Below are 23875 nucleotides of genomic sequence, written 5' to 3'. Positions count from 1 at the left end.
TTAATGCTTAAAGAAGAAAATGCCTTGTAGCTTACAAGGCATTTTATTTGTATTATAGAAATTGTTTCTTCAAAATCTCTACGCCAATATTGCATTGCAGGCATTTCTTCTGGGTACAGAAATTGTTGTAGAGTTCAATACTTGCCTGTGCATCAAAAGCTGTTCTAATCTCCAATCCAAGATTCTTCCACATATCAATGATATGATTACTCTCTGGTGGAAACGATTCTAAAAACGCAATGGCTCTATCCATATATGACTGATTATCCATTTTTTGTGAATAACATGCCAATAGTGGGATAACTGTATTGATTATCAGATTATCTATTGAATCTTTACCTAATCCATTACTTTTCTTCGCCAATCTTTTACCAAAATGGTAATGCTCCTGCCAGTATTCAGATTGTTTGATTTGCAAGGATTTTCGCAAATCTTCAATCGATTCTGTCTGTGTAAATAGGGAGAAAAAGCTTTTTTGTAAAGTAATCAACTTTGCTAACTGAGCAATTCTAATAGTTGGAAAATTGGTTGGTCTGGTACGAAGAAGTTTCCACTCATGCACATTCAGCATTTGAGGCTTTAAAGAAAACTTAGCGGCAAAGAAATCATATTCTTGTATTAGTTTCTTTGAATACTCATCTGCCTCTATCAATAATCCTGATTGCCCGAAGAGTATGGCTTCGATTTGGGTGAGATTATCCCGATGCTTTTGTAATACTTTTAGCGGTAGATTCTTGGCTAATCTCAGAAAAGTTTCTGAATTGATTTTAAAACCAAAGTTTTTAGCCAATAACTGATAGGCTGTTTCTTCCCAATTTCCCTGATTTTCTTCTAATAATTCGGCTACAATCTTTGATTTTTGAATCAGGCGTTTGGTTAAAGCTTTATCCAGAGTAGCAATTCTGGATAAAACTGAAACTTCTTTAAATTGTGGAGCGCAAGGAATAACACTTTTATTATCAAGTAATGTCTGATAGTTATGTAATAAAGTAATATCTGTAATAGATTTCAGCGCTAGCGTTGGTATTTCGCTTCCATCATTTCTAAGAATTGGGTTATCATGCTCCCACACTACATGCAATATGACATTATTGTAGGCACCATCAAATTGATGATTATGATTATTCCAATCTGACGATTTAATATGAATCTCTATATTCCCGGCCCATTCAATCTCACCAATCTGGACTCTTGCCTGCGAAAAATCAGGGCCTGCATCAGTATTCAGAATACCGGTTTTCAGAACCTTAATAGGCTCCTGATTTGTTGTTCGCAGCAAAGATTTATTAAATTGTTGAAATTGCCACAGATAGTGAATAAAAGCCTCTGTCATAGTGAGATAAGCCTATTAATCAAAATATTATAAAATTTCTGAAAGATATCCCTTCATTTCTTGTTGCACTTTTTGTGCTTCTTCTTTAGCTCTTTTTGCAAAATCCTCTCCGTTAGAAGCATAAATAATGGCTCTTGACGAGTTGACCAGAAGTCCACATTGTTTGTTCATTCCGTAGCGGGATACTTCTTCAAGGCTTCCTCCCTGTGCACCTACACCTGGAACAAGTAAAAAATGGTCTGGTACAATTTTACGAATTTCGGCCAGTTTATCGGCTTGAGTAGCGCCTACTACATACATCATTGATTCGCTATTTCCCCATTCCTGCGATTTCGTTAATACCTGCTCATACAAAGATTTCTGTTCTCCATCAACTTCTACTTTCAGGTGCTGGAAATCATTACTTCCTATATTTGAAGTCAGCGCCAATAATATCACCCATTTTTCGTCGAAAGCTAAGAAGGGTTGAACTGAATCACGACCCATATAAGGTGCTACAGTTACAGAATCAAAATCAAAACCTGAAGAATCTTTGTCAAAAAATGTACGGGCATATAATTCTGATGTATTCCCGATATCACCTCTCTTTGCATCAGCTATCGTAAAACATTCCTTCGGAATATATTCCATTGTTTTTTGCAGACTCTGCCATCCCTTCACACCCATGGCCTCATAAAAAGCGATATTAGGTTTATAGGCCACAGCATATTGTGCTGTAGCATCTATTATCTGGCGATTGAATTCAAAAATCGGATCTTCAGCTTCTAGAAGGTGTAAAGGAATCTTTTTAATGTCAGTATCCAGCCCTACGCACAAGTAAGATTTCTTTTTCTGGATTTGTTCAAATAGCTCTTGTTTGGTCATAAATTATAAAAATTTTCGCAAATTTCCTTAATTCTATTGATTTAATAAGAAAGTACCTTGAAATTATTTAATAAATATTACTTTTGCATAATTTCTTGTTTCATCAGAAGCATGAAGAGTGGCTAACGTTGCTACTACCGCAAATTGACATAGTTCTATACGGTAATCTAAAAAATCGAATATAAGGAATAATGGAGTTCAGAAAGACATCTATAGAGGGTTTAATAGAAGTTTTGCCTCGTATTTTCGGCGATGAAAGAGGATATTTTTTAGAATCTTATCACAAACAGGCATTTGCTGATAATGGTATTCCTTTTGAGTTCGTACAGGATAATCAATCTTTATCTTCGGCAGGCGTTTTAAGAGGCCTGCATTTCCAGAGAGAACCGCACGCGCAAGGAAAACTGGTGCGTGTAATTATGGGCAAAGCATTGGATGTAGCGGTGGATTTACGCCCGGGCTCTCCTACCTATGGCAAACATGAGAAGTTTCTCTTAGATGCCAAAACCCAGAACATGGTCTATATTCCCGCAGGATTTGCTCATGGCTTTCTGGCTTTGGAGCAATGTCTGTTTACGTATAAATGTACAAACTTCTATAATAAAGCCTCAGAAGGCGGTATTATCTGGAACGACCCTGATCTTGGCATTGAATGGGGAATTGAGAACCCTAATATCTCTCAAAAAGACCTGGAATTACCTCAATTGAAGGATATTTCTTAAGAAAAATCGTGTGTGGGTTTTCTCATAAATAGTACCAATTCTTTCATCTTTTAAATATTTTTTTTTCTACCTTTCTATATCAGGTGTTTGCTACCGCTTAGTATGATTCTTCTGCTAATAGGGTGCTTTGGCACGGTGTTGGTTTACATTTGTAATCAATGGAGACGTCCATTAGATTGAATCCTGAATTAAGCCACAAAACAACGAAAACTCAATGTTCGAAACATTGTTCAAAAAACCTCTATTAGGAAAAAATAGTGCTTTTACCCAACACCCTCTGACCGTTGATGTTCATGCTCATATTCTACCCCACTTAGATGATGGAGCATCTAATGTAGATCAGAGTATCGCGATTATTCGAGGCCTTAAAGCCTTAGGTTATCAGAAGATTATTGCTACGCCGCATGTAATGAGTGGTTTTTACAACAACTCATATGAAGATATTCTACAGTCATTATCTCTAATCAGAAGTATACTGAAAAGGAATAATATTGATATAGAATTAGAAGCCTCTGCCGAGTATTATTTAGAAGACAATCTTTTCAGGTCTATCGAGCGCGGTGAAGTATTGCCGTTTGGTAGCCGGAAGAAATACCTTCTCTTCGAAGCCTCTTTTATTGCTAAACCTACTTATCTGATTGAATCAGCCCGCAGAATTCAAGAGGCTGGATACATTCCTGTATTGGCACATCCTGAGCGCTATATTTCATTAAATAATATTGATACGCTTACGCGATTATTATTCAACGGAATTCTTTTTCAGGTCAATATCGGCTCATTAACAGGTTATTATTCCAAGCAAGCACAGGAAATAGCAGAAACGCTGGTTAAAAAAAATATGGTGGCATTCTTTGGCAGCAATTGCCATAATGAAAGCCAGCTGAAAAGTATCAAATCTGCTTTTGAATTGCCTTATTTCCGCTATGCTGCTAAGGAAAATGTGTTGAACAATTCGTTGATGGAATCTGAAACACAATATTGGCCTACAAAGCTGTATGCCAGAATCTGATATTTTATTTCTCTGTTCTTGACCTTAAAGTAATAAGTAGTATAGTGGCGACGGAATATCATTCCATGCTACGCTACATCAGGTTTTGCAGATTTCAGCACCACGTCTATGCCATCGAAAACGGCATAACTATCATACCATATCCAATCGCCCAGATTAATGTATCGGGCGGTTGGAGAAATAGCAATATCTACTTTGGTATGACGATGCCCGAAGATATAATAGTCGTGGTGTTCTTTTGCTTCTATTTCTTTTGAATAAACCACCAACATCTCTTTCTCATCTCCCTGATATTGTTCGGCCTCTCTTTTTTTCCGCCAGCTAAACTTACTCCATAGATTACCTAAAGCCAGGCCAAAATTCGGGTGCACTACTCTATTAAATAAAAAGCGAGGGAGTTTTCCTTCAAAAATTATTTGCAGGAATTTATAGCCATAGTCACCTTTGCCTAAACCATCGCCATGACCTATGTAAAATTTCTTGTTATTGAAAACATAAGATTTTGGTCTGCGGATAGTCTCAATACCTAATTCTTTTTCGAAATAGTCGGTCATCCACATATCTCTGTTTCCCAAAAAGACAATAATTTCGATACCAGAATCGGCTAGTTCGCCCAGACGGCCCATGAAGCGCACAAAGCCCTTAGGTACCACATGTTTATATTCAAACCAGAAGTCGAACAAATCACCTACCAGAAAAATAATTTCGGCATCATGTTTAATACTATCAAGCCACGCTATAATTCTTTTTTCACGGTTACGGCTTTCTTCATGTGATGGTGCTCCCAAGTGGATGTCAGAAGCAAAATATATCTTTTTTCCGGGCGATAAGTTTCGATTCAAGCGAATAATTTTGGAGGTCGAAAATCTGTTATTTAAATATTTCTGCAAAAATACATATTTTATCAGGCTTTAATAAAATTTGATTTTGTTAAAAATCTTCTTTCCTTATCTTTACACCAAAATAGCAGAGACCAAACTTAAAAAAAAATATGCCTTCAATGAAACGAGTATTGATAGCCGAAGATAGTTCAGTAATTCAGAACTTAGCCAAGAAAATTTTGGAGTTCCAGAATTTTGAAATCACCGCTGTAAAAAATGGAGAACAAGTAATGCAACTACTTGACAAAGAAGACTTTGACATTCTGCTTCTCGACATCAACATGCCAATCATGGATGGTATGGAGTGTATCAAGGCTATTCGTGAATTGAGCGATAAGAAAAAAGCAAATGTTCCGGCAGTAGCTATCACCGGAAACGCTAAGAACTATTCTGAAGATGATTTCAAAAATGCAGGATTCAACGACGCTTTAATGAAGCCTTTGAATTTTGACAGATTGGTGACAGTAGTAAAAGGATTAACAGAGTAGTTATCAAAAGTTTTAATTATCCGGTAGCAGTCTCCTGAGGTTGCTACCGCAATCTTCAGCATGCAAGTAACTTTTCTTGGAACAGGTACCTCGGCGGGTGTTCCCGTGCTTACGTGTAGATGCGAAGTCTGTAATTCATTAGATTTCAGAGATAAGCGTCTACGAGTATCTGTTTGGATAGAAGTCAACGGCAAGAGTTTTATTATTGATACAGGGCCGGACTTCCGTCAACAAGCCTTACGCGAAAGAATCTCCCAACTGGATGCTGTTATATATACCCACGAACATAAAGACCATACTGCAGGCCTTGATGATGTTCGTCCGTTTAACTACCTTAATGGTATTCGCCATGTGAATCTCTACGGGCATCCAAGGGTATTAAATCAGCTTAAACGAGATTATGCCTATGCTTTTGAGGACATCAAATATCCGGGTGTACCTCTACTCAATCTGCAGGAAATTTCAACTGAACAAAAATCATTTATCATAGAAGGTCTAGAATTTACGCCTATTGAAGTGCTTCATCATCGCCTGCTAGTACTAGGCTTCCGCATTGGTGGTTTCACTTATATTACAGACGTAAACTATATTTCTGACGAAGAACTGGAAAAGGTTTATGGCACTGAAATTCTGGTTTTAGGTGCTTTGCAACATGAACCGCATATATCGCACTTTAATTTAAGCCAAGCCATCGAAGTTGCCCAAAAAGTAAATGCTTCTACCACTTATTTTACGCACATCAGCCATAAATTGGGTTTGCATGCCGAGGTAGAAAAACAACTGCCTTCTCATATGCGTTTAGCTTACGATGGGTTAAAAATTAGTTTACCGAACCCAGCATAAGAGAATATTGTTTTTAGTGTATGGCAGAACAAAACGAGCTTCCCCCAAAATATTATCTCGAATACTTTAATTATCTGTTGGATTTTGTTCAGGAGAAATATCGTCATATTCTGAATGAAAATGAGTGGCGCTTCTTGCGGAAATACTATTGTCTGAGCGAAGATGCACAATGTTTATTTATCCGTTTCAGTAACCGTAAAGGTTTATTCTTCAAAACCAACAAACTGACTTATGCCGAATTGACTGATATTCCTGCACTATTAAATGAGCTTCTTGAAAGAGAATTTATAGAGCCTGTAAAAGCTGAGAAGCATGAGACTTTCAGTAAGGAATTATTGGGTATTTTTGGAAAAGATGAATTGGCTAATCGATTCACTAAAATCATAGCTGCTGACCAGGAGAATTTACCTAAAGCCGAAAGAATATCATACAAGAAGCTCAAAAAAGATGAACTGATAGAAACATTGCTGAAAGCTTTTAGCTTTGAAGAAATTGTTGAAGCCATTCAGGATTTAGAGCCTGTTGTGAAAGTATGCTTTGAGTTTGAAGTAACTTTTATGAAGTTTCTGTTCTTTGGCAATCGTTACCTCGACATGACTGAGTTTGTGGTAAGGGATTTAGGCTTAATACAATATGAAAGCCATGACGATGATAAACTGGTTGCCCGATTTACTACCCGAAAAGACGCCGAAGATAAATGGCTGATTACCGACCAGAACGACCTCTTCTCTCAATTAAAAGATACTTCCCCCCCACTCGAAGTCTATGACTGGTTTATGAATTTTACAGATTCAGTCAATGATTTAAGTGATGTAGCAAAACCTTCTTATGAGAGACTAATCCTGAAAGTTGGTACTTTCCTAGAAAAACAGAAACTTTATGATGAAGCCTTAAATACTTTTCGCTTGACTGAGCAAGTGCCATCCAGAGAAAGACAGGTCCGCACCCTACAAAAGTTGGGATATATTGATGAGGCACTTTCACTTTGCCAGTTGATGATAGAGTTTCCGAGAAATGCTGACGAGAAATTTTATGCTTCCGATTTTATTAATCAGGTTAATAGCAAAAAACGGGTACATAAGAAGAGTACAACTTCGTGGTTGCATCAATCAGAATCGATTACAATTTCTGAGGAGTTTCGACATCAGGTTGAGATGGGTGTGGCTGATTATTATATTAATCAGGGAAAGATGGCTGTTTTTTCTGAAAACCATACGTGGCGGGCTATCTTTGGCTTAATCTTCTGGGATATTGTTTTTGATCCTAGTCTGGTAGCTTTTCACCATCCGTTTCAACGTCGTCCATCTGATTTATATCTGCCTGATTTTTATGAAAAACGTCAGGATATGATTATTAGCCATTTGGCAAGTTTTGATAATATCCAGACGCTACTGGTTTACATGGGCGAGAAATACGAATCAAAATCCGGAATTGCTAACCCTTTTGTGCCTTGGTTGGAAGAAATCTGGATTATGGTAAGAAAAGCGGTTGAGGTAATCAATTTTGAATCATTGAAGAAAATTCTACATGAAATGTCAAAGAATCTGGTAGAAAATCTGCGTGGATTTCCTGACCTTTTTATGTGGGATGAGCATAATAACGACTATTGCTTTGTAGAAGTAAAATCTCCCACCGATAACCTTTCTAATCAACAGTTATTCTGGCTACAGTTTTTTAAAGAGGTTGGGGTCAATTCGAAGGTGCTGCGGGTGTATTGGGAGAAAGCTCCTGAAGAATTGACTGACTTAGTATTGAACTCTGATTTGCCTGATTAGATGATTTATATGATTATGGTGATAATACTATAATTCATCTCCTTAAAATTTCTTTGCGAAATCATTCAATCAGGTAAACCAAAGTTCAAGATAATTTAATACTTATCTCCACTTCCCCCACCGCCAAAATCTCCGTCTCCGAATTTCATTTTTCCGCCTCCTTGGTGTGGTAATGCCTGGCTTACTATGAAGGCTTCAAAATCTCGGTATTTGCTGGCTTGGGTTTGTTGATAAGATAAGCCCCATTTCGGTGTACGGAAAAACCATATTCCCCAGACAGAGAAACCCACTAAAGCGGCTCCACCCAAAGTTAAAGCCCATTCGATGGGTAATATTGAGAAATAATAACGATAGGTAAATATCGAAAAGCCAAAGGCAGCTAAGCCAACCATCACCATCTTTCTGTCATGGTTTTTCAATCCAAAAAACAGATAAGCCAATGGGATAATTATACTAAATAGATAAAATAAGGGTGCAAATGAGATTTGTGTAGAGTTAGTAAGGCCATTCAATAGCGCGTTGCCTTCGCGCACTACCATATAGTTTCCACCCAGATAAAAGGTTATCAGGCTACCTGTTTCAATACATATCTGCGCATCGGTATAATAGGCCGAATTGTCTTTATTTTTCCACCATCTGACAAATACATAACTGATAACCGATACTGCCATAATAAAAAATGGCACAACCACTTTACCAATAGGCCACTCAATTGTTAAGGTAAACCAGAAACATATCCAGACTATGAAAATGGCAATCGCTACAAAAGGATCCCCATAGCGTAATAAGAAAGGGATAAAGATTAGTAGTGATAAAAAATAATAAGAATATAGCGATAATTTGAAATCGGTAAAAGCAAAGACGGCTGTCAGAAACGAGCCTATGGCCACATAAAGAAAGGCGTTATCAGTACCCGAACGATAGAGTTTTCTGGTTCTGATAAAATATTCTAATAAGAAAACGAGACTTGCGCCATATATCACAGAAACGACACCTAAGCCAACACTCGTTTCTATCAGTGATGAAAGGAATGTAACCGCTGCAAAACCAAAAGTGGCAGAAATTGCCAGATTGGTAAAAATGAATAAGCCGAATTCAATAAAGATATTAGGCTGATAAAATTCTACCGGAAAAAGCTTCTGAGCTTCAACATATTGTTCTTTGCTTAGCATTTTTTCATCGTACCACTCTCTGATAATATCCTGATTATCAATATTATCGACCCATGTTTCGTTATATGCCTTTTTCATTTTTTTGCGCCAATCAATTGTTTGATATTCATCAAGAACACTACCACTCCAACGGCAGATGCCATAAAATAGAAGGTATATAAGGTAAAATCAAGTCCATCTGCATACTCCCAATGGAAAATCCAATAGGTTACGGCTATATACCCATAAATCACGCCCATCAGCATAAACAGATAAGATTGCGTGCGGCGGGCATACCAGATACTTGCATAGCTTAGAGCGGCCATCACCAACATATAAATCAGTTTCATATCAAATTGGAATAACCCAGCTAAGGTTGCCACAAAAGCGATATTGAATCCAAAAATAAAGTAAGAGAACGAAAAATGGCTTTTCCATTTTTTATACTCGCTTAGCCCTCCCATCAATATCAAAACTACGCCTAGCAAGATAGAAATATGCGTAATATCGGCAGTAGAAAAGTTTTTTTGCTGCCAGAGTTTAATAGGGGCTATATTTACTCCTACCCACGAGGCAAAGGCTGTAATAGCCATTGAAAGTACGCCTCGATGGTCGAAACGATAGGCTAAGAAGAAAAACAATACCGAAGGCAGAAAGGCTGCCAAGCCATAACGTGTGCCGAAGATATTGTATTGATATTGGAGATAACCCTCTAAGGTCAGAAACATGACACAAGCGCCTAAAAGTGCAAAATCATCTAGTTTGTCGGTTTCAATTACTTCTTCCCAGGTAAAAGGCTTGCGATGTTTGAAGGCATAAAATAAACAACCCATGAAGGTTAGCACGATTAAACCAATCAGGACATCATGACCTATTGAATCGATATTTTGGTAGATAACGGTTCCTAATCCTGCTCCTAATAGTGTAATACCTACGTATAAGAACGTCCTTAATTCCCAGTGAATTGAAAAGGGTTTGGTTTCTTCGTAAGCGGCAATCTTAGCAGCTTGTTCTTCGGGAATAACCGCTTTTTCTACTAAGGTTTTCAATAGCTTTTGGTATTCCATAAAATTAGGATTTTGGTGTCTTTTTTAGTCGGTGAAATTTATTGTCTTGAACTTTGATTTAACTGATTGAATGATTTTACTAAAATGAAATATAACAATACCGACGATAAGTATCATAAAATCGATTCAATCATAAAAATCAGTTAAATCAAAGTTCAAGACAGATATTCAATTATATATCTTCAATTCTAAACAAATGAAACGGCAAAATGTATGGGTCTAGCTCGATATAATTGTATTCGCCTTTCCAACTGAAAGTGGCGCCTGTGATCAAATCATGCACGCGATAAGTTTCCCAATCGTTCTTATGAATTTTATATAATGGCACTTTTACCGTTCCGCTTTGTTTGTTATAACCATCCAGATTGACTATACATAAAATTCTGTTCCCATCAGGGGCAGTTTTCAGGTAAGCCAATAGCTGTTCATTCTGAATTTCACAAAAATCAATATTATTAGTCGAATGAAAAGCCGTATTCTCTTTTCTGATTCTGTTCACTTGGGTTATAATATAAGTCAGTTTGTTTTTGTGTTCCCAGTCCCACCATTTTATCTCGTATTTTTCTGAGAATCCATACTCTTCTTTATTCGGGAAAGGGTGATTGTAGAGGTATTCATACGTAGGTCCGAAAATACCATAGTTACTTACCAAAGTAGCAGCCATGAAATAGCGGATTAGGAACAATGGTTCATGGCGACCTTGTAACATATAAGGGTTAATATCATGCGTATTAGGCCAGAAATTTGGTCTGTAATAATACTTCATTTCGCTTTTGGTGAGTTCTTCCATATATTGAATAATCTCTCCCTTATAGGTACGCCATACGTAATAAGTATAAGACTGTGTATAGCCTAACTTAGCCAGTTGTTGCATTACCTTTGGCTTGGTAAAGGCCTCTGACAAGAAAATCATGTCAGGATAATCTATTTTGGTTTCAGCGATTATCCACTCCCAGAAACCGAACGATTTGGTGTGCGGATTATCAACTCTGATGATACGTACGCCCCACTCTGCCCAGACATAAATTATTCTTTTCAGTTCCTGCCAAAGATTTTTCCAATCGGCCGTTTCAAAATTAACAGGATAAATGTCCTGATATTTTTTAGGTGGATTCTCGGCATATTTAATAGTACCATCAGGTAAGATTTTAAACCAATCAGGGTGTTTTTTTACCCAAGGATGGTCTGGAGAACATTGGATGGCTAAATCCATGGCTATTTCCATTCCATGCGTTTTACAAGCCTCAATCAGGTGCTTGAAATCTTCTACCGTGCCCAGTTCTGAGTGAATTGTATCATGCCCACCTTCTTCTGAACCAATGCCATAAGGTACACCCGGTTCGCCTTCTTCACTGATTACTGAGTTATTTTTGCCCTTTCTATGGGTTTTACCGATGGGGTGGATTGGTGGCAAGTATAGCACATCAAAACCCATTTCGGCGATGCGTGGTAATAGATTTTCTACGTCTGCGAAAGTACCGTGCTTACCATACTCTCTCGCAGCCGAGCGAGGAAACATCGAATACCATGTTGAAAAACCTGCTGTTTTTCTATCTACATATATCTTTAACTCTTTGTATCTGAAAGCATCCTGGCGCTCAGGATATCTGGTTGCCCAGTCGAGCATTTGTTGACTCATCGCAATCTGTATAGCCTCTCCATATCTTTCTTCTCCTTTGCTATAAGACCCTTTCATGGCTTTAGCGGCTTCCTGAATCGCCTTCTTATCATCGGCTTTGGCTTTTTTAGCCATATCGTTCAGAAACAATTCACCTTGCATCAATTCTACTTTCAGGTGTTGTCCGTCGCGTACTTTGGCATCAACTTCGTGCATCCAACTGGCAATATGGTCAGCCCATGCTTCTATCGTATACGTATAAAATCCTTGTTTCTCTACTGAAAAGTGGCCAATCCAGCGATTATTATCAAACAACTGCATAATCGTCTCGCTCCACTCTTTGTCTGATTCATGTTTATACAGCAAACGAGCCGAGAGTTTATCGTGTCCGTCAACGAGTATATCTGCTTCAACAGTGATACTCTCGCCAACTACGGCTTTAATAGCGTAGCGTCCACCATCTATTTCAGGCGTTACACGTTCAACTACCGCACGGCATTGTCCATTTTCAGGAAAAGAAAAATGATTTTTCATACAATTAAATAAACAGCCTATAGGCTAGTCTGATGCTGTTTTGCGTTAAAAACGCTTTAGAGGTTAAAGATTTTGACTCAAATTTGATGTTTTTTTGCCTGAAAAAAAAGTTTAGCACGAAATTTGAAAATTAAGTTAGTATTACTATCAATTACAATCAAATGAAAAAGAGTATCATATCCACAATTACAATGCTTTGCTTGCTCAACTTTGCCTTTGCGAACGATGAATTGAATCCTGAGCGCAATGGTGGGAAAACTAAAGGACGTGCTAAAGAAAATGGAGATTCTAAAGAAATGCGTGCGAATTTTATTTACGTAAAAGAGAAAAGCGATTTAGAAGGCTATGGCTTACAATTGGCATCATTTGCTAATTTAGAGAATGCCAAAGCATTTGCGAGAAACGTGATCAAACAAGGAGACGCCGAAAAGAAGCAGGTCTTTATCTGCAGCAAGAATATAGATGGCAAAACTTTCTATAAAGTATATTTTGGTATTACTAAAACTGATGATTCGATTCGTGGGAAACAGAAATATTTCCTTGAAAACGGGCAGTATGCCTTTGTAAGAGAATTTAAATAATTAATGAAATACAAATAGCACCTCATTATCAAGCACTTAGCCGCAGGAAGAAAAAATATCTTTCTGCGGCTTTGTTTTAAGGCTTTTTATTTGCTATTTAAAGGAGCGATTGGCACATTATTTGCCTTTCTTTTTTATAAAACACTTATGGTGGCGTGCTAAAATAATCACCTGAGATGTCCTACCCATAAACGACCATTGAAATGAAATTACGTGCACCTTTAACCTTAAAAGGAATTCTATTCCTATGCTTTGTGGCGAGCCAAGCACTTGCCCAAACCTCTACTAACTTTGCTGACGCTCTTAACAAATCCTCTAAAAAGGAGTCAGGAATCAAGAAAGTAAAAATAACTAACCTTGAAACAGATAAGTCTGTGGTGGTTTCTATTGCCGATGCAACCAAAGGCAAAGGAAGCAACAAAGTGGCCTATTTGTCTGACAAAGTTGATTTCAAGACATCCAACACCAAAGTAAAAATTCAGGAAGTAGAAGATGATGAAGTAGAAGTACTTTGGGCTACTGCCGACGTAACAGCTCCTGTGAAAAGTTATGCGCCATTGAAGAAAACCACCAAGGAAAAAGAGATTAAGATTGAAACGACCAAAATTGAGAATTTCGATGTAAATCATGTGTATGACCTGAATGGCAAAATGCAAGAACCAAATGGTTATGGCTTACAACTGGGGGCATTCGGGCAATTAAAAGCGGCAAAAGATTTCGCCAATCAATTAACACAAAAAGGAGAAATAGAAAGTAGTAAGATTTTTATACAAGTAAGTAAGGCCGCCGACAAGGCGATGGTTTATCGGGTTATCTATGGTGTTTATAGTTCAGAAGTAAACGCCAAAAGCACACAAAAGCAAATTGAAAATTTAGGTTACCCCGCTTTTGTGAAGGGATTCAATTAAATTTGTCAGGAAATTTACAACAGGGCTCTCATTCTTTTTGAATGATGGGTGAAACAAAAAAGAAACACCACTCAATGAGTGGTGTTTTTTATATTTACATGGATTATTAATTAGGCGAATCTATGGCTTACGCTCCTTCAAACTGACGCAAGAAGCGCACATCGTTCTCAAAAAACAGACGTAAATCATTAATACCGTAGCGTAGCATGGTAATACGCTCTACACCCATTCCAAAGGCAAAGCCTGTGTATTCTTCGGGGTCGATGCCACTATTGATTAATACATTCGGGTCAACCATACCTGAGCCGGCAATTTCTACCCATCCGCTATGTTTACAGATATTACAGCCTGAACCTCCACAAATGAAGCAAGTTACGTCAATTTCAGCACTTGGTTCGGTGAATGGGAAATAACTTGGACGAAGACGAATCTTTGTATCTTTTCCGAACATTTCCTTCGCAAAATGATACAAAGTGTCTTTCAGGTCTTTAAAACTCACATTCTTGTCTACATACAAACCCTCTATCTGATGAAACTGACAATGCGCTCTGGCTGATATTGCCTCGTTACGATAAACTCTGCCTATCATAATTGAGCGGATAGGCGGCTTTTTTCGCTCCATTAAGCGTACCTGCACGTTAGAGGTATGCGTGCGAAGTAATACATCATCTTTTTGAACAGCTTTTTTCTCCACAAAGAAAGTATCCTGCATCTCGCGGGCAGGATGGTTTTCCGGGAAATTCAAAGCTGTGAAATTATACCAGTCCGTTTCAACCTCAGGGCCATCTTCATGACTAAAACCCATGCGGGCAAATACTTCCAGCACTTTCTGACGGGTTAAGGTCAGTGGATGCACAGTGCCAGCAAAATTCGGAGCAACCGGAAGGGTCAAATCCATTTTACCACCACTGGCTGAATCGTCAGAAGCATTTTCAACAGCTTCCGAAAAATCTTTAAATTTCTGTTCTGTAAAATTTTTCAACTTATTCAGCTCTTGCCCTACTGCGCGTTTCTGCTCATTAGCAACAGTCTTGAATTGCTCAAACAAGTCATTTAAAATACCTTTACGACTAATGTATTTCAGACGAAAATTTTCTAAGTCCTCCTTACTGCCTACCGTTGCAGTGGTTACTTCATCTATTACTTCCTTGATCTTATCTAACACTTTAGCTGCCGTTTAATAAAAATTTTTACAAATATATGCATATTGTTAGAATAAGGTATATTTTTACATAAGAACTATGTGTTCTATTCTCAGAATTCCCCAAATCATGCCTGCGTAGTTTTACGCAAATCCTTAGGGGTAATTACTGAATTTGGCCTATTATTAAACTCATAAACTATTCATTTTCAGGAGCTTACAACAAATCACATCTTTTCATCAGGTTGCATAATCTGCGTATAGCGATTATGTTTGGGTCATGAAACTCAACTAAAGAACTTATGAATAGCATTGATTTTATACAGCAAAAAGTAAAAACCGCCGTCGGTCAGGCAAAACAACTAACGACCAATCAGCAAATCAAGGTGCATTTTTCAAACAGGTGGATAAAAATCCCCCTGAAAAATATTGTACGTTTACAAGGTGAGTGCAATTATACTTATGTTTATACTGAAAATAGGGAATACATTGCAGCAAGAACATTGAAAAATTTTGAAAAACTTTTAGGAGAAGATTCTTTTCTGAGAGTCCATAAGTCGCACATTGTCAATATGAGGTTTGTGCAAGGAGTTGATATCCAGAACAATGCCGGAGAACTAAGAATTGAGGGAGGTGGGCATCTGGAGGTTTCGAGAAGAAGGTTGAAAAACGTGATAAATAAACTTGTTTTTTTTCATAGCTCTTAGAGACTTTTCTTGTTGGGTAACGTCTCAATAGAAGCTAAGGAAAAACTAACAGTATTATAATTCATAATACTTTTTAGTGGTTAGGTGATGAATAAAGCAACTGCTCTTTGAGTGGTTGCTTTTTACTTTTTCTGGTATCAAATGGAAAAATTTCTACATTCTATATTCAAAATATCTTCAATATAGAATATTTTACTAGAATGAAGGCTCTAACTCAATTGGTACGAAATTTTTAAAATAATGAAAAAGTGTAGTTTTGACATATTACCATTTGATAAAAAAAAGTTAAAATTAGTGTTAAATTTATAGCGAATATTCGCTTTGTGGCGTATCTTTGAAATCACAAGTTTTATCAACAGCAATATAAAAAGTACCATAATGAAAACCGCAACTATGCAACCAAAGGGAATTCTGCCGATTCAGGAGGCAGTAGATTTGAAAGATGTATTACGATTGATTGGCATGAAGGAATTGACGAACAATGTTTTTAGTTTGCCAAACAAAAAGAAGAAAGCAGTTGAAGTTTCTGCATGATTCTTGCGGGTTATCAAAAATTTGATTTTTACACATAAAAAAAGGGTACAAACCAGCTTTACTGTTGATTTGTACCCTTTTGCTAATTTTAATGCCTCATAATCTAATTTTTGGCAAAATGGCAATTTTTTTGACGTATATTTCTCTAAATCTTCAAAAACAGAGAAATATTATGAAAGCAAACCTTACTACTACTTCGCCTGTATTACCAGCTGACCCAGCACTAAATATCAGAAATGTATTAAAGCTTATCGGCATGAAAGAGGTAGCTACAAATGTGTTTAGCTTACCTACAAAAAACAAGTGAATTTTATTGTCGATTTTCGATTGCAGATTGTCGAATTTAAAAAACAATTATTTGACAATCTGCAATCGACATTCGACAATCTTAATAGGCTCTTACCAGTTTGCCTTCCATAAAGTTCACAAACGCCTGATTTACTACACGGTTGCCACCTTTGGTTGGGTAATTACCTGTAAAATACCAGTCGCCCACATGATTCGGACAAGCTTTATGCAAGTTTTCAACGGTTTGGTACACCATATTCACTTCTGCATTCATCCCTTCTGGTGTTACAATTTCCGCAATCTTATCTGATACTTCCTGGTCGGTAAACTTACTATATAATTGTTTGACGTAGTTTTCATCAAAAGCATTATTCGTCTGCAAAGCACCTACACTTTGTGCGTACACTTCCTGCTTCATGTAATCAATACCATTGGTCTTTAGTAAATCAAGCATCGCCCTGAAAGCAACAAACTCTTTCATCTTCGACATGTCGATACCATAACAATCTGGGTAACGGATCTGAGGAGCAGAAGATACTATGATGATTTTCTTAGGGCCCAGTCGATCAAGCATTTTCAGAATACTTTTTTCAAGCGTAGTTCCTCGCACAATCGAGTCGTCAATCACCACTACTGTATCAATACCTTTCCTGATTACCTCGTAGGTCATTTCGTATACGTGTGATACCATCTCGTCACGTTCATCATCATTGGTAATGAAAGTGCGGAGTTTCACATCCTTTGATACTAATTTTTCAATTCTCGGGCGGAATGACAACACTCTTTTGATTTCATCCTGCGACATATTGCCTTCAGTAATACGCTTCAAGCGCCAGTCGGCAAGGTATTCTTCCAGCCCCTCTACCATGCCGAAGAAAGCCATTTCAGCTGTATTCGGGATATACGAGAATACTGTATTCTCTAAATCATAATCGATTTTCTCTAATATCTGAGGAATCAATAAACGGCCTAATTGTTTACGTTCTTCGTAGATTTGTGGGTCTGAGCCACGCGAGAAGTATATGCGTTCAAAACTACATGAGCGTTTTTCTAATGGTTTCATAATCTGAAACTCATTGTATTCGCCATGTTTATCAATAATCAGGGCATTGCCTGGTTGAATCTCTTTGATCTCTTCATAGTTAGCATTGAAAGCCGCTTTGATAGCCGGTTTTTCTGATGCTACAACTACTACTTCATCATTTGCCCAATAATAAGCCGGACGAATACCCGCAGGGTCTCTTACGACGAATGAAGCACCGAAACCTGTAATACCTGCCATCGCATAACCTCCATCGAAATCACGACAGGCACGGTACAATACTCTCGGTAAATCCATATTATCTTCTATGATATCAGATAGGGCAGGATTTTCATAGATACCTTTGAAACGGTCGAATACTCTTTGGTTTTCTTCATCCAGAAAATGACCGATTTTTTCCATCACAGTTACTGTATCACCTTTGTCTTTCGGATGCTGACCAAGCTTTACCAATTTCTTGAATAATTCTTCGGCATTGGTCATGTTGAAGTTACCCGCCATCAGCATATTTCTACTGCGCCAGTTACTCTGGCGAAGCATTGGATGACAGTTTTCAATCTCATTCTTCCCATGTGTACCATAACGTAGGTGTCCTAACCAAACTTCACCTGAATACGCCACATTTTCCTGCAACCATTTCGCATCTTTAAACTTATCAGGGTTGTTTCTCATCACCTCACGATATTTTTCATTAATCTTATTGAAAATATCGGTAATCGGACGATTTTCAACCGAGCGATAGCGACTGATGTATCGGCTACCCGGTGGCACATCTAGTTTCACATTACCTACACCAGCCCCGTCCTGACCACGGTTCGACTGCTTTTCCATCAAAACATACAGCCGCTTAATGCCATAAAGGGGCGTGCCGTATTTATCAATATAATATTGGAGGGGTTTACGAAGACGAACAAGGGCAATGCCACATTCGTGTTTTATTTCGTCGCTCATTATGGAGTATTGGAGATTGTGTTATACAAATAACTTAAGAATAAGTATCACGAACAAAGAATTTCTTACAAATTTTAGAAAATACTTTTGTTACGTTCTGATTATCAAATTCTTAAAAAATTTGCTTTACTTTAATAAACAATTAACGTAAAAAACTGTTTTAAACGATATATCCGTTTAAAATTTCATAACACAATTTTACGGCAATAAATTCATGTTTCAAAAACTGAGTTTATCTCAAACGTATAAAGCTTTTGTGTAAAATTCGTTAGGAATAGCATTAGAAATATTAAATAACCTGTGTAGCTACATCTATTTAAAAGATTATTCGGTTATTCTTCTTAAAATCCAATATTTCTCACCACATTAATTATTTTTTTATATCTTTATTACCAGAATATTTGGTTGATATATTTCTGATTAATAGTGCTGTAATATGAGAAAATTACAAATTACTATTATTAATTATCTTGTTCCTATTGTTACTCTTTTGTTTCAAAACGATATCTCCATTGCACAAGAAAAAGGATTTATTCTTAAAACCAATGTACCCAATTACTTTTTACTAGGTGGGGCAAATATTGCATTTGAAAAGGCAAGAAGCACTACTAAATCTTATTTAATTGATATTGGATTTGGAGATTATTATTATCGGGATTTTGACGAAGAAAAAAACAAATTTTATCAGATAACTTTTCAGTTAAGAAAATACTATCGTACAGATAAAAGTCTAGCCGGTTTTTTCCTTAGCCCATATTTTAGGTACCGAGTCAAGGACGTTTATCAGAAATACAATAGCTTTTTATTTGTGAAGATACGAGAGAATAAAGACTTTGTGGCTCATAGCCTGAATGTTGGCGGGTCTTTAGGTTATCAGAATTTTATATTCAAAAAAATATCTCTTGAACTAAATTTAGGTATAGGTGGCGGAGTTAATTTATTTTCCGCAGGTAGAACTTACCCTTCATTAATCCGCGCAGATGGCATTGCCGCCCTCTCAGCAGGATATAAATTTTAATAATTTCGCTATTACAAAACAGCCACCATTTTATGAAAATAGTGGCTGTTTGCATATTGAATTATACCTTACAAACTCATTAAATCCTTAAACTTAATAGCCTGACGGCGGGATATTTCTATTTTTTCAGGAGTCGATGTTTTCTCGGCGTGTTTCAAGGTCACTAATAAACCACCAGAGAACCATGGCTCGATTTTATCAATCCAGGCCAGATTGATGATATGTTTACGATTGGCTCTGAAATAGATTTTAGGATCCAAACGTTCTTCCAGACTATTCAACGATTTCAGAATCATCGGCTTCTGGTCATCAAAATGCAAACGAACATAATTACCCATTGATTCGAACAGACGCACTCGCCCTAATTTCACAAACCAGCACTTCTCACCGTCTTTTACAAATACCTGATCGTTTTCACCTAAAAGCTTAACTCCCTCTTTACGCTCTACTTCGTGCATTTGCTCTTCTTCTACACGCTGAATAGCCTCTGCCAGACGTGGCACATCTATAGGTTTCAAAAGGTAGTCAAGGGCATTGAATTCAAAGGCTTTTAGGGCGTATTCGTCGTAAGCTGTGGTGAAGATTACTTCAGGCACTTTGCCTTCAATCGCTTCTAATAGTTCGAAACCGTTTTTACCCGGCATCTGAATATCCAGAAAAAGCAAATCGGGTTGCAGTTCGTCTATCATATTCAGCGCTTCTTCAGCATTAGCGGCCTCTCCTACTATGTTTATTTTAGGAAAGTTTTCTAACAAACGACGCAATTCGTTACGTGCTAAACGTTCATCATCTATAATAAGTGCTTTCATCGTAAATTTTGACCGGGTCGCCGGTGCGATGAGTATTTTAATTGGTGAATAAAATTAGCTGGCAGCTACGGCGGGCGTAGTAATTCTGGTATCTGTGTTAATACTTTTAACCTCGGCACTGCTTAAGGGAATCGTTATTTCAGCGCAGACTGTCAGGCTATCTTCCTGATAAATTTTAAAGCAGGCCTCGCTTCCGTATAACAAATCTAAGCGTTGGGCAGTATTTTTCAAACCAAATCCCCCTGATTCTGATTTAGACTCAGTTCCTTGCAATTGGCCGGTATTGCGTATTTTAATATACAGTTTATCATCTGCAACACTCGTATTGATTTCCACAAAACCCCAGTTGAGGGCTTTTTGCACCCCATGTTTAATGGCGTTTTCCACCAGCGTTTGCAGCATCATTGGAGGAACCTGTATATTCTGTGTTTCGGGCGCTATATCCCATTTTGTTTGCAAGCGCTCTTCATAACGTACTTTCTCTAGAGCTAGGTAGTCTTCAATGGTACGAAGTTCTTCTTTCAGTGCAACAGTTTTACGTCTGTCGGCCAGAAGAGAGCTTCTTAAAATATTCGATAACTGGGTAATGCCCTGTTGGGCTCTTGTGGGGTCTTCAAGTACCAGAGCTCTGATACTATTGAGGGCATTAAACATGAAGTGCGGATTCATTTGTGCCCTTAATACCTTGGCTTCTGTTTCTTTGATAGATGATTTCAGTTTGATTTCTTCTATCTCGCGCAGTCTTCTTTCTTCCGAATAGTTGTAGAACATATAGATTAATGCCCACACTAAAAACGGTTTGGCAAGATTGATGAAGTACTCTATCACTAAAACTGGCTTTTCATTCAGTAATTCGCCTACGTATTTGGCATCTAAGGGTAGATTCAACGCTACCAGAAACATTGTCATTACACAAACACTGAGGCCTACTCTAAGCGCCAGTTGTGGCAAATTGAATTTTACCCAATTGAATTTTTTGACAGCAAGGCGAAAGAGATGCGTAACAAATATAGAGAGGACAATATTGGCCAGGGCATTAAATACCATAGAGTTGTCGTACCCATATTGCAAGCTATATTGAAATATCTCGTTTATGTTGTACAACGACCACCCTATTATCTGAAAAAACCAGTATAATTTATTTTTATTCATTAGAAATATGGCTCTGTTTTAAAAGAATCGATAGTATTTTAAAACTGAATAGCTTTTCATATATCATAAAAATAAAGCAAAAAGTAGCTTGATGTGTTTTTTCTACATCAATGGAGAAATGCTTCTATAAACGGAAATATGTTTATTCAGCTAAAACCATTAGGTGTGCGATATCGTTACTTACTTCTACTGTAAAGGCTTTTGTTTCGTAAGAATAAGTAAGTTTATATAAACAAAGGTTGCTATGTTCAAAATCGTCCATTGAGCCTAATGGGAGATTCAGCAGATGTGTCAATAAGATTCTGATGGCACGACCATGCATAGCCACTAATATCAGTTCTTCTTCCGGGCGGGACAATATGATTTCGAAAGCAATTTTTTGTCTGGCCGCTACGTCTTCCGGTGTTTCTCCTCCCTTAGCAGCCGGGATATTGGTTTCACCTTTTTTCCAGCGTTGCAAAACATCCAGATAAAACTCGTCTTCCTGATAATTCGGGGCTTTACCTTCTTTTTCGCCCCAGCTTATTTCGTTCAGTCCTTCATGGCTTTCATAAGGAATACCTAAATCGATAAAATGCTGCACACTCTGAACTGTGCGACGAAGTTTTGAGGTATAAATCTTCTGGAAAGAAATATCTTGATAGGCATCAAAAAAAGCGCGTGCCTGTGAAAGTCCTAATTCGTTGAGATCCGAATCTACGCCACTTCCTTGTACAATTCCCATGCGGTTATATTCGGTTTCCCCATGGCGAATCAAATAAATTGTTTTCGTTGACAAATTGGTAATTTTTAGATTAATCAAATAAAATATTGAATTTTCTAAAACTAAACTTAGCTTTAGACTTCAATCTTAAAAGGTCTTCAAATTTACGAAAATTTCAGCTCTGTTATTGCACTTTTTCTAGATTTTTTCAGGAGACCAGTATGTAAATCAATCATATTACTATGTTCAGAAAGCACCTTGATTTTGAAAAACTAAAAACATTCGGAGCAAATTCGATGAGTGACCACCTTGGGATAGAATTTGTAGAAATCGGAGAAGACTATGTAACTGCCAAAATGCCAGTTGACCACCGGACTACCCAACCTTTTGGTATTCTGCACGGAGGTGCCTCAGTAGCATTAGCCGAAACTTTGGGTAGCATTGCTTCTTTTCTGGCATTGGAAGACCCTACAAAACAACAAGCGGTTGGTCTTGAAATTAATGCCAATCATATTCGTTCTGTTAGTAGTGGTAATTGGGTTTACGCTAAAGCTTTGCCTTTACATATAGGAAGAACTACACATATATGGGACATAAAAATCACCAATGAAGAACAAAAGCTTGTATGTGTGGTGCGTTTGACAGTGGCCATTATTGGAGGTAAATAAGTGTATCCTATGGCTTGATTTTTGCATAAATTGTTTCAGTTTGAACCCTTTATCATTATTATTCTCATTACTCATCAAGCATTTATGAAATTACGATTATTAGTACTATTGAGTTTGATTTCTACTTCACTATTAGCACAAGTACCCAAAGACACGGTGGGTGTCCCTAAAGACTCGGTAAAAGTTACTCCCTTTGTGATTAGCGACGAAAAACCGCAAAAAAAACAAAAAAAGGCACCCAAGCGAGATACGACTGATCGGTATGCAGAAGAATATAAGCGAGACAATCTGGGCTTCCAATGGGGTATCAGAGGGGGTATTAGCATGAATAGTTTTTCTATTAAAGACATATCTGTTACGAGGGTTAATCAGAGTAGTGGAACGCCTGCGCTCGTGAATGGCAGTACGGTTAATGATAATCTATTATCTAATAGCGAAATGGTGATGGGCTATCTGGGTGGATTCTTTATCCGAACAACGCGTGGCTCGTTTTATCTGCAACCGGAAGTGTTTTATAATAAAAAGGGAGGCAGATTTGATATTCTGCAAAGCGATGGCAAATTGTATAAGCGGGTAAATGCCTCTTATTCAGTTGTAGATGTGCCAATACTACTTGGAATACGTTTCAGACAGGGTCGGATTTTTGCAGGCCCGATGCTTGAGTTTCCTATCAATTTTAATGATGAACTATTGGCAGCTGTAAAAACTTATAAAATTAAAGATGAACAAGGAAGTGTTATAGATTTCAAAAAAGAGCTTTTCAAACGTCCTTCTGTGGGGTTGAGTGCCGGAATAGGTTTTGAGTTTAATCGTTTCTTTATTGAAGGTCGCTTTGAAATCACGAACCCTATCAATTATAATATCAGTTATAACAACGATGCCGCCAAGAATCTACAGGTTTCAACCCGTTCGTTGGTGTTATCGATGGGATTTATTAAATAGAGGTTTCAACAATAAAGTTACAGTCTCTATAATTGGAAACCATAAAAAAAGCAGTTGCTGATAACTCAACAACTGCTTTTGATATAATAATGTCACGTCCTGAAATAGCGATACATTAAAAAGTATCGAAGATGGGAAATCAAAAC

Annotated in this window: 24 protein-coding genes; 13 read left to right on the top strand and 11 right to left on the bottom strand. The window is 37.5% G+C overall.

The genetic code is table 11. The annotated features are described in order from the left end of the window. Positions 1–52: 52 nt before the first annotated feature. Positions 53–1333 (bottom strand): DUF2851 family protein, encoded by a 1281-nt coding sequence (locus tag ACYVFA_RS14290; RefSeq protein WP_460472515.1) that lies wholly within the window; start codon positions 1331–1333, stop codon positions 53–55. A gap of 27 nt (positions 1334–1360) precedes the next feature. Then, on the bottom strand, positions 1361–2197 hold the full coding sequence (gene pyrF / locus ACYVFA_RS14285) for a beta/alpha barrel domain-containing protein (protein ID WP_460472514.1): 837 nt from the start codon (positions 2195–2197) through the stop codon (positions 1361–1363). 191 nt (positions 2198–2388) lie between these two features. Between pyrF and rfbC the strand changes: the two genes are divergently transcribed. Both rfbC and ACYVFA_RS14275 read left to right on the top strand, forming a co-directional pair. After that, positions 2389–2919: a dTDP-4-dehydrorhamnose 3,5-epimerase family protein gene (rfbC, locus tag ACYVFA_RS14280; RefSeq protein ID WP_460472513.1), complete on the top strand. Its 531-nt coding sequence runs from the start codon at positions 2389–2391 to the stop codon at positions 2917–2919. Positions 2920–3133: 214 nt separating this feature from the next. After that, a complete protein-coding gene (locus ACYVFA_RS14275) occupies positions 3134–3928 on the top strand; it encodes a tyrosine-protein phosphatase (RefSeq protein ID WP_460472512.1) in 795 nt (264 codons plus the stop codon). Between the two features lie 68 nt (positions 3929–3996). Here ACYVFA_RS14275 and ACYVFA_RS14270 read toward each other — a convergent pair whose 3' ends face one another. Continuing rightward, entirely contained in the window at positions 3997–4770 is a 774-nt protein-coding gene (locus tag ACYVFA_RS14270; RefSeq protein WP_460472511.1) for a UDP-2,3-diacylglucosamine diphosphatase, read from the bottom strand. A 149-nt stretch (positions 4771–4919) separates the two neighbouring features. Here ACYVFA_RS14270 and ACYVFA_RS14265 point away from each other — a divergent pair, with 149 nt between their 5' ends. From ACYVFA_RS14265 to ACYVFA_RS14255, 3 genes are read left to right on the top strand one after another with little or no spacing between them, the layout of a single operon-like run. Beyond that, positions 4920–5297 carry a response regulator gene (locus tag ACYVFA_RS14265; protein WP_460472510.1) on the top strand — a complete coding sequence of 126 codons (378 nt, stop codon included), beginning with the start codon at positions 4920–4922 and terminating at the stop codon, positions 5295–5297. 60 nt (positions 5298–5357) lie between these two features. Beyond that, positions 5358–6140 carry an MBL fold metallo-hydrolase gene (locus tag ACYVFA_RS14260; protein WP_460472509.1) on the top strand — a complete coding sequence of 261 codons (783 nt, stop codon included), beginning with the start codon at positions 5358–5360 and terminating at the stop codon, positions 6138–6140. 20 nt (positions 6141–6160) lie between these two features. Continuing rightward, entirely contained in the window at positions 6161–7915 is a 1755-nt protein-coding gene (locus tag ACYVFA_RS14255; RefSeq protein ID WP_460472508.1) for a PDDEXK family nuclease, read from the top strand. A gap of 95 nt (positions 7916–8010) precedes the next feature. On the opposite strand, the gene ACYVFA_RS14250 is transcribed toward ACYVFA_RS14255, so the two are convergent. From ACYVFA_RS14250 to ACYVFA_RS14240, 3 genes are all read right to left on the bottom strand, one after another. Then, positions 8011–9165 carry a hypothetical protein gene (locus ACYVFA_RS14250; protein WP_460472507.1) on the bottom strand — a complete coding sequence of 385 codons (1155 nt, stop codon included), beginning with the start codon at positions 9163–9165 and terminating at the stop codon, positions 8011–8013. Continuing rightward, entirely contained in the window at positions 9162–10133 is a 972-nt protein-coding gene (locus ACYVFA_RS14245; protein WP_460472506.1) for a DUF2157 domain-containing protein, read from the bottom strand. Before ACYVFA_RS14245 ends, ACYVFA_RS14250 begins: the two co-directional genes overlap by 4 nt. 172 nt (positions 10134–10305) lie before the next feature. Then, positions 10306–12285: an alpha-1,4-glucan--maltose-1-phosphate maltosyltransferase gene (locus ACYVFA_RS14240; protein WP_460472505.1), complete on the bottom strand. Its 1980-nt coding sequence runs from the start codon at positions 12283–12285 to the stop codon at positions 10306–10308. Positions 12286–12446: 161 nt separating this feature from the next. Here ACYVFA_RS14240 and ACYVFA_RS14235 point away from each other — a divergent pair, with 161 nt between their 5' ends. Together ACYVFA_RS14235 and ACYVFA_RS14230 are read left to right on the top strand one after the other, a co-directional pair. Continuing rightward, on the top strand, positions 12447–12866 hold the full coding sequence (locus ACYVFA_RS14235) for an SPOR domain-containing protein (RefSeq protein WP_460472504.1): 420 nt from the start codon (positions 12447–12449) through the stop codon (positions 12864–12866). A 203-nt stretch (positions 12867–13069) separates the two neighbouring features. Then, positions 13070–13774, top strand: coding sequence for an SPOR domain-containing protein (locus ACYVFA_RS14230; RefSeq protein WP_460472503.1), 705 nt, complete (start codon positions 13070–13072; stop codon positions 13772–13774). Between the two features lie 127 nt (positions 13775–13901). Here ACYVFA_RS14230 and pheS read toward each other — a convergent pair whose 3' ends face one another. Beyond that, complete coding sequence (pheS, locus tag ACYVFA_RS14225) at positions 13902–14939, bottom strand: phenylalanine--tRNA ligase subunit alpha (RefSeq protein ID WP_460472502.1); 1038 nt, start codon at positions 14937–14939, stop codon at positions 13902–13904. Between the two features lie 278 nt (positions 14940–15217). On the opposite strand from pheS, the gene ACYVFA_RS14220 reads away from it, so the two are divergent. From ACYVFA_RS14220 to ACYVFA_RS14210, 3 genes are all read left to right on the top strand, one after another. Further along, on the top strand, positions 15218–15622 hold the full coding sequence (locus tag ACYVFA_RS14220; protein WP_460472501.1) for a LytR/AlgR family response regulator transcription factor: 405 nt from the start codon (positions 15218–15220) through the stop codon (positions 15620–15622). Positions 15623–16000: 378 nt separating this feature from the next. Next, entirely contained in the window at positions 16001–16156 is a 156-nt protein-coding gene (locus tag ACYVFA_RS14215) for a hypothetical protein (RefSeq protein ID WP_460472500.1), read from the top strand. A gap of 172 nt (positions 16157–16328) precedes the next feature. Then, a complete protein-coding gene (locus ACYVFA_RS14210) occupies positions 16329–16463 on the top strand; it encodes a hypothetical protein (RefSeq protein ID WP_460472499.1) in 135 nt (44 codons plus the stop codon). 81 nt (positions 16464–16544) lie between these two features. Here ACYVFA_RS14210 and ACYVFA_RS14205 read toward each other — a convergent pair whose 3' ends face one another. Continuing rightward, entirely contained in the window at positions 16545–18437 is a 1893-nt protein-coding gene (locus ACYVFA_RS14205; RefSeq protein WP_460472498.1) for an amidophosphoribosyltransferase, read from the bottom strand. Between the two features lie 436 nt (positions 18438–18873). Between ACYVFA_RS14205 and ACYVFA_RS14200 the strand changes: the two genes are divergently transcribed. Then, positions 18874–19455 (top strand): DUF3575 domain-containing protein, encoded by a 582-nt coding sequence (locus ACYVFA_RS14200; protein WP_460472497.1) that lies wholly within the window; start codon positions 18874–18876, stop codon positions 19453–19455. A gap of 68 nt (positions 19456–19523) precedes the next feature. Here the strand turns inward: ACYVFA_RS14200 and ACYVFA_RS14195 are convergent, their stop codons facing one another. The 3 genes from ACYVFA_RS14195 to ACYVFA_RS14185 all read right to left on the bottom strand — a co-directional run bounded on the left by ACYVFA_RS14195 (position 19524) and on the right by ACYVFA_RS14185 (position 22194). Next, positions 19524–20264, bottom strand: coding sequence for a LytR/AlgR family response regulator transcription factor (locus ACYVFA_RS14195; protein WP_460472496.1), 741 nt, complete (start codon positions 20262–20264; stop codon positions 19524–19526). A 54-nt stretch (positions 20265–20318) separates the two neighbouring features. Beyond that, a complete protein-coding gene (locus tag ACYVFA_RS14190) occupies positions 20319–21416 on the bottom strand; it encodes a sensor histidine kinase (RefSeq protein WP_460472495.1) in 1098 nt (365 codons plus the stop codon). A 142-nt stretch (positions 21417–21558) separates the two neighbouring features. Continuing rightward, positions 21559–22194, bottom strand: coding sequence for a histidine phosphatase family protein (locus ACYVFA_RS14185; protein ID WP_460472494.1), 636 nt, complete (start codon positions 22192–22194; stop codon positions 21559–21561). A gap of 167 nt (positions 22195–22361) precedes the next feature. Between ACYVFA_RS14185 and ACYVFA_RS14180 the strand changes: the two genes are divergently transcribed. Together ACYVFA_RS14180 and ACYVFA_RS14175 are read left to right on the top strand one after the other, a co-directional pair. Beyond that, positions 22362–22787: a hotdog family protein gene (locus ACYVFA_RS14180; RefSeq protein ID WP_460472493.1), complete on the top strand. Its 426-nt coding sequence runs from the start codon at positions 22362–22364 to the stop codon at positions 22785–22787. Positions 22788–22871: 84 nt separating this feature from the next. After that, positions 22872–23729, top strand: a complete 858-nt coding sequence (locus ACYVFA_RS14175) for a porin family protein (RefSeq protein WP_460472492.1) — start codon at positions 22872–22874, stop codon at positions 23727–23729. The last annotated feature ends 146 nt before the right edge of the window (positions 23730–23875 follow it).

This window comes from Emticicia fontis, from assembly GCF_054779675.1.
This window is presented reverse-complemented; position numbering and strand designations above follow the sequence as displayed.